Consider the following 12,844-nt stretch of genomic DNA (forward strand, 5'->3'; position numbering starts at 1 on the left):
GTGCAGGCGCGATCAATTGGTAGATTGGTCTCATGACAACGACGGTGGCCATCATTGGCGCAACGGGCAAGATGGGCCGCCTGGTCTCCGACCTGGTCGACCGAACCGAGGGTTTTGAGGTCGTCGCCCGACTGGACTCGAAGAGCGAGCTCAGTGAGATGCTCGGGGCAGAGATTGCCATCGACCTCACCCGACCGGACGTGAGCCGGAGCGTCGTCGACTTTGCGACCGAGCACGGTTTGCGCGTACTCGTCGGCACCTCCGGCTGGAGCCAGGACGGCATCGATTCGCTCGACCGCCGCCTCGCCGGTCGTGACGATACCGGTGTCATCATCATTCCGAACTTCTCGATCGGCTCGGTGCTCGCCACGGCGTTCGCGGCCCTCGCCGCCCGGTTTTACGATTCCATCGAGATCGTTGAAGCCCATCAGCCATCCAAGGTCGATTCACCGTCTGGGACCGCGGTGCGCACCGCCGAACTGATCGGCCGGGCGCGCGCCGAACTCGGTCCGGTCTCCGCGCCGCACACCGACCAACGTGCCCGCGGGCAGCAGGTGTCGAGCGTGCCCGTACACAGCCTGCGCCTGTCCGGACTGTTGGCCCGTCAGGACGTGTTTCTCGGCGGTACCGGCGAAACCCTCACGATCAGCCACAACACACTCTCGCCGAACGCCTACGAGAGCGGCATTCTGCTGGCCCTCAATGCGACCCGAACGGCTACCGGGGTGACAGTCGGCCTCGATCAGGTGGTCGATCTGGGATTTGGCATTGCCGGCACCACCGAAAAGGCTTTCCAGTGAAGGGCAAGATCTCCGTCGTCGTCATGGCGGTGCTGCTGGTTTTCTACCTTGTGCTGGCCGGAGTGCGGGCCGTCGCGTTCATTCAGAGCGGCGAGCCGGTCGGCATCGCCATCGGGCTCGCACTGCTCATTTTGCCGCTGATCGGCTTCTGGGCGCTGGCGCGTGAAGTTGCGTTCGGCATCCGCTCTGAACGCCTGGTGCGTCAGCTCGACGACCTGGGGGAGCTTCCCGGCACCGATCTGCCGATGCGTCCGAGTGGTCGCCCCTACCGGGATGCCGCCGACGAGCAGTTTCCGGCGGCACAGGCTGCGGTCGATGCTGAGCCGGAGAACTGGCACGCCTGGCTGCGCCTCGGCCTCGCCTACGACGCGTCCGGTGACCGCAAGCGCGCTCGCGGTGCGATCCGCACCGCGATTGCACTCGAGCGCACGCCGAAGTAACGAGTAGGCTACGGCTGGCGCAGCATCCAGGCGATCGCGGTCGCCGGATTGCGATGAAAGAAATCGAACCCGTCGTCCAGGAGCTTCTGGGCGCTGACCTGCTGGTCGGCGAGCAGCAGCTGGCGGGCGGCATCCTGCAGCAGCAGCGTCAGGATCTGCTTGGGCACCGGCACGACGAACGGTCGATGCAGCGCCGTGGCCAGCGCCTTGATGATGTCGTTCGAGGTCGCCGGGGTAGGCCCGACCAGGTTTACCGGGCCGGACAACGTCGAGGTCAGCAGATGCACGATGGCCGCGGCCTCGTCGTGCAGGCTGATCCAGGCCCAGTGCTGCTGTCCGCCACCGAGTGGTCCGGCCAGGCCGAGCTTGGCCAGGGGAAGCACCGGTTTCAGCGCGCCGCCCTTGGCCAGAACGAGGCCGGTGCGCAGCGTCACAACGCGGGTCGGCTCCGGCGCCAGCTGGGCCGCAGCCTCCCACTGAGTAACGACGTCGGCTAGAAAATCGGTTCCCACAGCGGATGTTTCGCTCAGGATCTCCCCGGGCCGATCGCCGTAGACCCCAACGGCAGAACCGTTCAGGAGAACCGTCGGGGGAGTGGCGGCCTGGGCAAGAGCATCGGTGATCGTGCGGGTGGCCGACAGCCGTGAACTCAGGATCTCTTTGCGATACCCCGCCGTCCACGGCAGCCGCGCCAGTGATGCACCCGAGAGGTTGACGACCGCGTCAATGGTGTCGAGCACGTTCACGTCGAGGGCATGGGCTGCGGGGTCCCACCGAACCTCGTTCTTGCCGAGGGCTTCCCGCCGCACCAGCCGCACCGGGGTGTGCCCGGCGGCGGCCAGCTGGCGACTAAGCTCCCGACCGATGAGGCCGGAGGCTCCGGCGATCAGAACGCGCACGCCCTGACCTAGGCCAGTTCGGCTTCAATGGTGATGGGAATGCCCGCGAGTGCCTTCGAGATCGGGCAGTTGTCCTTGGCATCCTGGGCGAACACCTCGAACTCGGCCTCGGTAAGGCCCGGAATCTTGGCGCTGACCAGAAGGTGGCTTCCAATGACCCCGGTGCCGGCCGCAAAGGTGACGGCCGCGGTGGTCTGGATGCTCTCCGGAGTGTGGCCGGCCGAACCGAGTGCGTTGGCGAGGGCCATGGAGAAGCAGGCCGCGTGGGCTGCACCGAGCAGTTCCTCCGGGTTGGTCGTGTTCGACACTCCCTCGGCGCGGGCTTTCCAGTTCACCGAGAATTCGGCGGCGTGCGAGGAATCCAGGGTGACGGTGCCGGAGCCGGTCGGAAGATCGCCGGTCCAGACGGTGGTTGCTTCACTGGTGAGCGTCGTGGGCATGGTGTTACCTCCAGGTGATTGAATTCCACCCTAACCGTCTCACCTGCCCCGCGAACGAGTCCCGTCTGGGAATTACCTGAGAGCCAGCCGACACGCCACGGGAGCAGGCGGGGTACCCTGCCGGGCGTGTTCCGGCAGCATTGGGCTGGGTGGCTCAGGCGTTCCCGACGGTTCGGCCGGCCCGGTTGAGCACACCGAATCGCACGAGCAGCAGGTAGATCTGGCAGCCGAGGCAGTAATCAAAGGCGGCGTTGAGAAAGGCCGCGACGAATGCTGCGGCCGCGGCGATGGGGATAGCGCCGGGAACTCCGGCCAGGCCCAGTGCCAGCCCAATCAGGGTCACCACGAGGCCGACGCCCTGGGCAAAAGTGGGCGGCGCGGCGTCCTCGAGCTCGGTCGGTGGCGCCAGGTGCGGTCGAACCCACCGCTTGAACACGAGGCCGTAGGGGTGCCGCCCGGCGCCGGCGAACGCGCCCCAGGCGAACAGGGCCGTAATCACAGCCAGCAGCGCCAGTGCGGCAGCGGATGCCCCGGTCAGCGACAAAAACACGACCGAGAGTAACAGCAGGGCCGTGATGGCTGCGCCGAAGCGGGGGCCGCGCGGATCGAGCGGGGGGCGGGACGACGTCGACATGTCAGCTCCGTTGACTGGTAATGAAGGGGTGGGAGTGCTGCGTGATCGCATCGAGGGTCGAGTTGATCGCGGCCCGGTTCGGCGCGCCGCCCACGCGAGCTCGCACTCGCCCGGTCGCGTCCAAAATCAGGGTCGTCGGGGTTTGAAGAATTGAATAGCGGTTGGCGAGATCGGCGCGGTGGGTGAGATCGACATCGACGTGCACGACTCCCGGGCGCTCAGCGGCCACGTCGCCCAGCAGCCGGCGGGTTCCGGGGCAACGGGCGCACATCTCGGTCGAAAACTGCAGCAGGGTAGCGATGGCGCCGAACGGGGCCGTGGCCGCGACATCCGCTGGCGTGATGACGTCGCCGGCAACGCGGGCCACGCGTCCTTGGCGGGCTCGCCAGACGAGTCCAAGAACGGTCGTGGCCGCTAACAGGGCCAGTAACAGTCCGATCGCTTCGAGTGGGTTCATGTTGTCGACGTTACGTGGGCGCGGGTCTATTCGGGGGACTGTGACAAGAGATTACGGCTGCGCGCGGGCGTGCCGGCGAGCAGACCAGCTAGCCTGAGGCGGTGTCTGAAATTGAGTTTCGATCTGAAATGACCGTGGAGCTGGTGCGCGCGAGCGCTCACGATTCCGACGTACTGTTTGCCGCCCGGGTGTCGACCCTGGGAGAGCAGACGCTCGAGCAGGGCCAGCTCGACGGCTCAGCGAGTGAGGCCGATGAGAAGCGTGACCGCGGGCTGATCAATTACCTCATTCGCGACCGGCACGGTTCGCCGTTCGAACACAACTCAATGACGTTCTACGTGCGCGCGCCCATTTTCGTGTTCCGCGAATTCATGCGACACCGCATTGCCTCCTACAACGAAGAATCGGGCCGCTACCGGGAGCTGAACCCCGTTTTCTACGTGCCGTCCGCAGAGCGCAACCTCGTGCAGGTCGGCAAGCCGGGAGCCTACGACTTTCTGCCCGGCACGGCCGAGCAGACCGCGCTGGTGCAGCAGCAGACCCGCGCCGCCGCGATTCACGCCTACGAGGCCTACCAGCGGATGCTCGAAGCTGGCGTTGCACGCGAAGTCGCGCGCATCGTGCTGCCGCTGAACATCTACTCCTCCATGTACGTCACGCTCAACGCTCGCTCGCTGATGAACTTTCTCAGCCTGCGCACGAAACGGCAGGGGACGACGTTCCCCTCGTTCCCGCAGCGCGAGATCGAAATGTGCGCCGAGCAGATGGAAACCCACTTCGAGGCCTTGATGCCCCTCACCTACTCCGCATTCAATAAGAACGGCCGAGTCTCCCCGTAGCAGAGCGGATGCGGCGAAGCGATAGCCTGTACTTCGTGTCTACCTCTACGAATCCCTTTGGCCAGGTGCTGGTCGCACTGGTCACCCCGTTTACCTTTGATGGCGAAGTGGACTGGGCCGGGGTGGAGAAGCACATCGACGACGTCATCAACGCCGGTGCCGACGGCATCGTCGTCACGGGCACGACCGGTGAGACGAGCACCCTGACCGACCCGGAGAAGATCCGCCTGGTCGAGGTCGGCAAGTCAGTCGCGAACGGCCGCGCGAAGATCATCACCGGTGGTGGTTCGAACGAGACCGCACACGCCATGCAGCTCGCCCGGCAGAGCGAAAAGGCCGGCGCCGACGGCAACATGATCGTTACCCCGTACTACAACAAGCCGACCCAGGCCGGAATCCTCACCCACTTCCGCATGATCGCGGATGCCACCGATCTGCCCGTCATCCTCTACGACATCCCCGGCCGTACCGGTGTTGCAATCGCTTACGAGACCATCCTGCGCGCGGCCAAGCACCCCAACATCCTGGCCATCAAAGACGCCAAGGGCGACTTCGCGCAGGTCAGCCGGGTACTTAACCAGACCGACCTCCTGTACTTCTCCGGCGACGACCCCAACGTTCTGGCACACCTCTCGATCGGTGCGACCGGCCTGATCGGAGTCACCGGCAACATCACGGCGACCCCGTACCGGCACATGGTCGACGCCGTCAACCGCGGTGACCTGAAGGTCGCAACCAAAGCCCACCAGCAGCTAGAACCGCTCGTGCGCGCCGTGATGACCCACGTTCCCGGCACCGTCGCGGTGAAGTACATCCTGCACGGCCTCGGCCGCATCGGCAGCCCACGCGTTCGCCTGCCCCTGGTCGGCCCGGAGGACTCTGAAGCCGCTCAGATCGAGGACGAGCTGTCGCTGGTGCAGAACATTCCCGGCGTGGACTTCTCCAACTTCCGCCCCGACCGCAACGCGGCCGCCGGCGGATCGCTGCCCAAGGTCGCCGGAACCACCCGCTAAGCGCTTGCGCCGTCGGCGCCGGAGTCGGCTGAGGCGTCTCCGCTCGTAAAACGCTAGGATCAGCCCATCGAGCGCGACCAAGTCGGGTCGGCCGTGTGGGGAGTGTCGTGAACGTTGCACGCAAATGGGTCTTTCCTATTCTTCGATTGATTGTCATCGCGGCCATCGCGGTGGCGCTGGTCAAGCTGGCGTTCTACCCCGACAACGCGGTAAACAGTAATCCCGCCGAACCGACCGGCGTCATCGTCGAACCCCAGATTCCGGTTGCCCTCGGCACCATCAGCAACGACGTCACCCTGCCGGGCACGGTCAGCGCCGACCCGGCCGTCGCCGTCAAAGCGACCGCCATCGGAACGGTCGACGAGATCTTCGTGGCTGCCGGCCAGGCCGTGAACAAAGACGACAAGATCTACGACATTCGGGTCGAGACGATCAAAGACCCGGTCGAAACAACGGATGCCGACGGTAACGTCACCATCACCCAGCCCAAACCGGTGATCACCTTCGCCAAGGTACTGGCCCCGATCACCGGCATCCTGAGCTCGCTCACGGTGATCCACGGCCAAAGCGTGGCCGTGGGGGATTCGACCGGCCAGGTGGCACCACCGAGCTTCTCGGTGAGCGGAGCGCTCAGCCCCGAGCAGCAGTATCGGCTGCTATCCAAGCCGACCGAAGCATCCGTCGCGATCACCAATGGGCCGGCGCCGTTCACCTGCACGGGCCTGACCATCACCACCCCGCTGGCTGGGGAAGCGGCCGGCGGTGACAGTGGGACCGGCGGCCAGACGGGCACGAGTGGCACGACCGTGACATGCGCGATTCCGGCCGAGGTGACGGTGTTCTCTGGCCTCGCGGCGCAGATCACGATCGCGGCCGGCCTCGCCGAAAACGTGCTTGTCGTGCCAACAACTGCGGTCAAGGGGTCGGCCGAGACCGGTGTCGTCTGGTTCGTGTTGGCCGACGGCGGTACCGAGGAACGCCCGGTCACGCTCGGCATGACCGACGGCACCAACGTGCAGGTCATCGATGGCCTCGTCGAGGGCGACCTGATCAATCAATTCGTGCCGGGCGCCCCCGTGGCTCCGGGAGCCGACGGCTGCGATACACAACCCGATGGTAGCCAAGTCTGCTACATGCCGAGCATCTCCAGCAGCGGGATCTCCCATTGACTTTTCTACACCTGGAGGGCGTGACCCGCACAGTTCAGCTCATTGATGCGCCGCCGCTGACGATTCTCTCCGGTGTCGACCTCGACGTCGACGTGGGCGACCGTGTCTCGATCGTGGGCCGCTCCGGTTCGGGCAAGACCACCCTGCTCAACCTGCTCGGGCTGCTCGACAACCCCACCAGCGGCACCATGCTGTTTGAAGATCGCCCGGTGCAGTCGCTGTCCTCCGGCGCCCGCGACCGCCTCCGCGGCCGTGAGGTGGGTTTCATCTTTCAACAGTTCAACCTGCTCCAGGGCCGCACCGCCCTGGAAAACGTGATGACCCCGCTGCTCTACGCCGAGGGTCGCCAATTCTGGCAGCGCGCCCGCATCGCCACCGAGATGCTCGAACGGGTTGGCCTCGGAGATCGGCTGGCTTCACTGCCCGACAAGTTGAGCGGCGGTGAGCAACAGCGCGTGGCCATCGCTCGCTCGCTCGTGCGCGGCCCGCGGCTCATTCTCGCCGACGAACCTACCGGCGCCCTCGACCTGGAAACCGGCGAGACGGTGATGGACTTGATCGACGAGGTCGCCACCGAATCCGGGGCGGCGCTGGTCACCATCACCCATGACCCGGCCATCGCTGCCCGGGCCACCCGGCATCTGCGGCTCGACCACGGCGTATTGCAGGTCGCCAGCACCGTGCCCGCCAGTAGCGTGCCAGCATGAAGCGCCTCGCGAGCAACGTGGTCGGCGCCATCATCGAGGCCTGGCAGGAAGTACGCATCCACAAGACCCGCGTCATGCTGTCCCTGATCGGGGTGGCCGTCGCCGTCTGCGCCATCACGACCGTAGTCGGCCTCGGCGGGGTCGCGCAGCAGGCCACCGTGGAATCCAACGAACGATCGGGCGGCCGCCCGGCCAGCCTTTACCTGTCTGCGTCGATGAACGATGGCTCCACCCCCACCGAGATGCCTGAAATCTGGCGCACCGCGCTCGAACGGTACAAAATCGACTACGCCAGCCGTGTCGTCAATACGCAGCAGACGGTGCAATTCACCGACGGCGCCGTACCGGTGCAGACGATCGGGGTGGATCCGCCCTACGGCACCATGCACCGCATTACTCTCGAAGAGGGGAGCTGGTTCACCGATGACGACCAGACCCGGCTCGCTCCGGCTGTGCTCATCAACTCCATTTTCTGGGACCGCCTCGGCCGACCCGACCTCGCCACTCACCCGACCACCACCCTGCTCGGTGAAGGCTCTACGACGGCCGTCGTCACCGGCGTCTATCCGGCCCTCTCCTACGAGACCGAGCCGGCGATGTACATGCTCGCCGACGCACTCACCGCCATCACGCCGGTCGTCACCGACCCCAATTTTCAATTCGGGCCGCCGTCCTACGAGCTGTGGGTACCCGTTGACATCTCAGAACAGCTCGTGACCGCTCTGCAACGTGACGTGCAGGGCGCCCTGGGTGCTGACGCGTTCGTGCAGGTGAACCGGCAAGATTTCGCGGCTTACCAGGACGGCGACCCCTACCTCTCGCTCAAACTCACTGTCGGCGCCATCGCCGGTCTGGTGCTGCTGCTCGGAGCGCTCGGACTGGTCAATATCGCCCTGGTCACCCTCAAACAGCGCATCCGAGAGATCGGCATTCGCCGCAGCTTCGGGGCGACCGCCGGTCGGGTGTTCTTCGCCGTGATGATGGAAAGTGTTGTCGCCACCGTCGTCGCCGGCATCGTCGGCGTCATCGCCGCCGTTCTCATTGTCAAGAGTCCGTTCGTCGAGGACTTCATCAGCCAGGGCCAGGTCACCGACTTTCCACCGTTCCCGGTCGAAGCCGCCGTGCTCGGCCTGGTCTGCGCCACCGTGGTCGGCGCCCTCGCCGGGCTGATCCCCGCACTTGTCGCGGTGCGGGTGAAGGTGATCGACGCCATCCGCTACTAAACTAGCGCGCGACAAACGGATGCTGCCGCGTGCGCAATACCCGCCTGTCGCGAGGGCCGTGGGCGTGGGGTCGGCCGAATGTCGGTGGTGCTTGGTAGCGTTATTTCATGGCTACGAGCACTAAGTCGACCGGGCGTGCCCGCACCCCGGCAGCGAAGGGCGCTCCGGCGCGCAAACCGAGGGCGACGAGCGCCGGCGGTACCACCGCGCAGAAGACCGTCAAATTCACCGCTGTCGACGTGAAGCCGAGCCTGGGTGCCCGCGCCTGGATGGGCCTGGCCCACCTCGCGGGCGCAGCAGCCCGTGCCCTTGGCCCTGAAAAACTCTCCAAAGACGAACGCCGCGACGGTCTGCCGTTCTTTCTCGTGCTGCTCGCCATCTCCGGCGCCATCGTTGAGTGGTTCCTCATTAACAACCTCGTCGCCCAGCGGCTCGACGCCTACACCTTCGGTGGCCTGTTCGGCCGGGTTGCCTTCGCCCTGCCGGTCATTCTGCTGCTGTTCTCGGTCTGGCTGTTTCGCAAACCCAGTTCGGTGCACGATAACGGCCGCATCGGCATCGGACTCAGCCTTCTGCTGGTGACCATCTCCGGGCTCTGCCATATCTTCGGCGTGCAGCCGCAGCCGCAAGACGGCATGCCGGCCCTCGCGCTGGCCGGTGGGGTCATCGGGTGGATGATCGCCGCCCCGCTGATCATGCTCACCACGTCGATCGGTGCCACAATCGTCGTCATCCTGCTGTTGCTGCTGAGCCTATTCATCATCACCAAGACCCCGCCGAACCGGGTCGGTCAGCGTTCCCGGGAGCTCTACGACTGGCTGTTCGGCGCCCAGCTGACGGCTGACGAAGAGCAAGCGGCCGCGAAAGCGACCAAGAACGGCAAGCCGGGCAAGACCGCGCAGGTCGAGCTTGACGGGCTCAATGTTGATTCAGGCGATGACGTCGATTCTGAAGGCGCGCTGCCGTGGTGGCGGCGCAACAACAGCAAGCGCGAGGAAGACCCCGACTTCGGCAGCGCGCTGTCGACCGAGTCGAAGGCCGGCCCGGCTGAGGTGGCTCCTGACCCGCTCAGCGTGCTGCTTGGCGGCAATCAATCGCGCGGCGGCTTCGACAGCGCCATCGAATCGGAGGTCACCGACCACACAGCTCCGCCCGAACGCGACCACTACGGCACCGAGGTGCTCGAAGACCTGCGCAAGGCGGAGCTCGCCGTCAAACGATTCACCGGTGAAGTCGACCTCGGCACCGGTCCGTCCACCGGCCTGCACTCCGACGACCCGGCCGGGCACACCGAAGTACTACCCGGCTTCGACGACGTCTTCCCCGAACTCAGCCAGGCAGTGGATGCCTCTGGCGCGGCCCTTCCCCCTCTCGCCTCCACTGACCCCCACCCGGCCATTCCTTATCTCGTGCCCGCGGCATCCACTCTCACCGCCGGCCCGCCGGCCAAAGCGCGCTCGGCCGCCAACGACGACGTCGTGAAGTCGATCACCGAGGTGCTGCGCCAGTTCCAGGTCGACGCGAAGGTCACCGGATTCTCCCGTGGCCCAACGGTCACCCAGTACGAGATCGAACTCGGCCCGGGCGTCAAGGTGGAGCGGGTTACCGCGCTCAGCAAGAACCTCTCCTACGCGGTCGCCTCGAATGAGGTGCGCATCCTCTCGCCCATCCCCGGCAAGAGTGCCATCGGCATCGAGATCCCCAACACCGATCGCGAAATCGTCACCCTCGGCGACGTGCTGCGGTCGAGCACCGCCACTAATGCCACCCACCCGATGACTATCGGTGTCGGCAAGGACGTCGGCGGCGGTTTCGTCATCGCCAACCTCGCAAAAATGCCCCACCTGCTCGTCGCCGGCTCCACCGGATCCGGCAAGTCCAGCTTCGTGAACTCCATGATCACCAGCCTGCTCATGCGCGCCAAGCCGAGCGACGTGCGCATGGTGCTGATCGACCCGAAGCGGGTCGAACTCGCCGCCTACGCCGGCGTGCCGCACCTCATCACGCCCATCATCACGAACCCGAAGAAAGCCGCCGAAGCGCTGCAGTGGGTCGTGAAAGAGATGGACATGCGTTACGACGACCTTGCGAGCTTCGGCTTTCGCCACATCGACGACTTCAACAAGGCCGTCGTCAATGGCGAGATCGTGCTGCCGGCCGGCAGCGAACGCAAACTCAAGCCCTACCCCTATCTGCTGGTCGTCGTCGACGAGCTGGCCGACCTCATGATGGTCGCCCCGCGCGACGTCGAGGACTCCATCGTGCGCATCACCCAGCTGGCCCGCGCCTCGGGAATTCACCTCGTGCTCGCCACCCAGCGACCCAGCGTCGACGTCGTCACCGGTCTGATCAAGGCCAACGTGCCCTCACGCCTCGCCTTTGCTGTGACGAGCGTCACCGACTCCCGGGTCATCCTCGACCAGCCCGGCGCCGACAAGCTCATCGGGCAGGGCGACGCACTGTTCCTGCCGATGGGTGCCTCCAAAGCCGTGCGCGTGCAGGGCGCCTGGGTCACTGAAGACGAGATCGAGAAGGTCGTCAAGCATGTCACCATGCAGGCTCGTCCCGACTATCGGCCCGACGTTTCCATGGTCGCCCCGCGCAAGGAAATCGACTCCGACATCGGCGACGACCTTGAGGTGCTGCTTGCCGCGGCGGAACTCGTCGTGTCCACCCAGTTCGGGTCCACGTCGATGCTTCAGCGCAAACTGCGTGTCGGCTTCGCCAAGGCCGGCCGCCTGATGGACCTGCTCGAATCCCGCGAGATCGTCGGCCCCTCCGAAGGCTCCAAGGCGCGCGACGTGCTCGTGAACGCGGAACAGCTGCCGAGTGTGCTCGCCCGCCTGCGCGGCTCCGACGACGAACAGCACGCCCTCAAGGCGCAGTCCGACGATTCGCGTGCTGCCTCCGCGCCCGACCCACGCTACGCCGATGACCCGGTCGAGAAAATGTCACAGGGGTATCCTGAGGTGGACGGCGCCTTGGACGACGAGGATGCCTGGAAACTGACCGGCAGGGACTGAACCATGGCATCAGCACAAGCATCCGTCACCCGGCCCAGTAACTGGAACGTTCCCAACCTGATCACGGTCGTGCGCATCCTGCTCGCCCCCGTTTTTGTCTGGATGCTGCTGGCCGCCGACGGCCCTCAGGACACCCTGCGCTGGGTCGCCGCCGTGCTGTTCATCATCGCCATCGCCACCGACGGCATCGACGGCATGATCGCCCGCCGCCACAACCTCGTCACGGACCTCGGCAAGATTCTCGACCCGATCGCCGACAAGATCCTCACCGGTGGCGCCCTGGTCTGCCTGTCTATTCTGGGGGAGTTGCCCTGGTGGGTGACCATCGTCATCCTGGTGCGAGAGATCGGCATCACGGTGTTCCGCTTCGTCATGCTGCGCGACCGGGTCATTCCGGCCAGTCGCGGCGGCAAGCTCAAGACCGTTGCCCAGTCCGTGTCGATCTCGCTCGCCCTGCTGCCGTTTAACCAGGTGTTCGGCGACTGGGTGGACTGGCTCAACACGGCCACCATGACCATCGCGCTCGTGCTCACCGTAGTCTCCGGCCTCGACTATCTGATCTCGGCCTGGCGCCTGCGAAAGCACGACGTTGCCTGACCCGGCCACGGTCACGGGTTCACTCCCCGTAACTCACCCGGCCCAGTCGGCTGGGCCAGCGGATGCGACGGCCGAGCTGATCGCCGAGCTCACCACCCATCACCTCACCATCGCCGTGGCCGAGTCGCTGACCGGCGGACTGCTCGTGGCTGAGCTCGTGCGCATTCCCGGGGCATCCGTTGTGGTGCGTGGGGGAGTCGTTGCCTACGACACTGCCCTGAAGCGCAGCCTGCTGCACGTCGACAGCAGTGTGCTGAACGTGCACGGCCCCGTCCACGCCGACGTCGCCAAGCAGATGGCCGGCGGGGTGCGCACCCTGCTCGCGGTGAACGGCGTACGCGCCGACATCGGTGTGTCGACGACCGGTGTCGCCGGGCCCGGCCCCGACGGGGGACACCCGGCTGGAACGGTGTTCATCGGTCTCTCCAAAGGCACTGGATCCTGGGCTGTTCCACTGCACCTCCATGGTGACCGGGGAGAGATTCGCGCCGAAACCGTGAGCCATGCGATCGATGCTGTGCGTGCGCTGATAGCGCAGGGTGACGCGGAATAGTTCCTGTTACGGGCTGGTTACATCGAAGACATTCACAAGCAAAGCCCAGT

General features: G+C 65.7%; 14 protein-coding genes. 10 read left to right on the forward strand and 4 right to left on the reverse strand.

Going from position 1 to position 12,844, the window contains the following annotated elements; genetic code table 11:
- The first annotated feature begins 32 nt into the window (after positions 1-32).
- Together dapB and CXY78_RS07520 are read left to right on the forward strand one after the other, a co-directional pair.
- On the forward strand, positions 33-800 hold the full coding sequence (gene dapB, locus CXY78_RS07515; RefSeq protein WP_104088831.1) for a 4-hydroxy-tetrahydrodipicolinate reductase: 768 nt from the start codon (positions 33-35) through the stop codon (positions 798-800).
- Between the two features lie 23 nt (positions 801-823).
- Positions 824-1,240 carry a hypothetical protein gene (locus CXY78_RS07520; protein WP_369827280.1) on the forward strand — a complete coding sequence of 139 codons (417 nt, stop codon included), beginning with the start codon at positions 824-826 and terminating at the stop codon, positions 1,238-1,240.
- A gap of 8 nt (positions 1,241-1,248) precedes the next feature.
- Here CXY78_RS07520 and CXY78_RS07525 read toward each other — a convergent pair whose 3' ends face one another.
- From CXY78_RS07525 to CXY78_RS07540, 4 genes are all read right to left on the reverse strand, one after another.
- Complete coding sequence (locus CXY78_RS07525; protein WP_104088835.1) at positions 1,249-2,139, reverse strand: TIGR01777 family oxidoreductase; 891 nt, start codon at positions 2,137-2,139, stop codon at positions 1,249-1,251.
- Positions 2,140-2,147: 8 nt separating this feature from the next.
- Positions 2,148-2,579, reverse strand: a complete 432-nt coding sequence (locus CXY78_RS07530; RefSeq protein ID WP_092341026.1) for an OsmC family peroxiredoxin — start codon at positions 2,577-2,579, stop codon at positions 2,148-2,150.
- 154 nt (positions 2,580-2,733) lie between these two features.
- Complete coding sequence (locus CXY78_RS07535) at positions 2,734-3,213, reverse strand: DUF4395 domain-containing protein (protein WP_092341027.1); 480 nt, start codon at positions 3,211-3,213, stop codon at positions 2,734-2,736.
- 1 nt (position 3,214) lies between these two features.
- Entirely contained in the window at positions 3,215-3,670 is a 456-nt protein-coding gene (locus tag CXY78_RS07540) for a thioredoxin family protein (protein WP_104088836.1), read from the reverse strand.
- Between the two features lie 128 nt (positions 3,671-3,798).
- On the opposite strand from CXY78_RS07540, the gene thyX reads away from it, so the two are divergent.
- The 8 genes from thyX to CXY78_RS07580 all read left to right on the forward strand — a co-directional run bounded on the left by thyX (position 3,799) and on the right by CXY78_RS07580 (position 12,794).
- A complete protein-coding gene (thyX, locus tag CXY78_RS07545; protein ID WP_233206122.1) occupies positions 3,799-4,509 on the forward strand; it encodes an FAD-dependent thymidylate synthase in 711 nt (236 codons plus the stop codon).
- A 35-nt stretch (positions 4,510-4,544) separates the two neighbouring features.
- Positions 4,545-5,522, forward strand: coding sequence for a 4-hydroxy-tetrahydrodipicolinate synthase (gene dapA / locus CXY78_RS07550; protein ID WP_092341106.1), 978 nt, complete (start codon positions 4,545-4,547; stop codon positions 5,520-5,522).
- A gap of 107 nt (positions 5,523-5,629) precedes the next feature.
- A complete protein-coding gene (locus tag CXY78_RS07555) occupies positions 5,630-6,691 on the forward strand; it encodes an efflux RND transporter periplasmic adaptor subunit (protein WP_199182597.1) in 1,062 nt (353 codons plus the stop codon).
- Entirely contained in the window at positions 6,688-7,398 is a 711-nt protein-coding gene (locus tag CXY78_RS07560; RefSeq protein ID WP_092341030.1) for an ABC transporter ATP-binding protein, read from the forward strand. Before CXY78_RS07555 ends, CXY78_RS07560 begins: the two co-directional genes overlap by 4 nt.
- Entirely contained in the window at positions 7,395-8,621 is a 1,227-nt protein-coding gene (locus tag CXY78_RS07565; RefSeq protein WP_104088838.1) for an ABC transporter permease, read from the forward strand. The genes CXY78_RS07560 and CXY78_RS07565 overlap by 4 nt, the downstream gene beginning before the upstream one ends.
- A 107-nt stretch (positions 8,622-8,728) precedes the next feature.
- Positions 8,729-11,644, forward strand: coding sequence for a DNA translocase FtsK (locus CXY78_RS07570; protein WP_104088839.1), 2,916 nt, complete (start codon positions 8,729-8,731; stop codon positions 11,642-11,644).
- A gap of 3 nt (positions 11,645-11,647) precedes the next feature.
- A complete protein-coding gene (gene pgsA / locus CXY78_RS07575) occupies positions 11,648-12,241 on the forward strand; it encodes a CDP-diacylglycerol--glycerol-3-phosphate 3-phosphatidyltransferase (RefSeq protein WP_104088841.1) in 594 nt (197 codons plus the stop codon).
- Positions 12,234-12,794 carry a CinA family protein gene (locus CXY78_RS07580; RefSeq protein WP_338061578.1) on the forward strand — a complete coding sequence of 187 codons (561 nt, stop codon included), beginning with the start codon at positions 12,234-12,236 and terminating at the stop codon, positions 12,792-12,794. Before pgsA ends, CXY78_RS07580 begins: the two co-directional genes overlap by 8 nt.
- Positions 12,795-12,844 lie beyond the last annotated feature (50 nt).

The organism is Cryobacterium sp. N19, assembly GCF_002929595.1.
GTDB lineage: Bacteria > Actinomycetota > Actinomycetes > Actinomycetales > Microbacteriaceae > Cryobacterium > Cryobacterium flavum.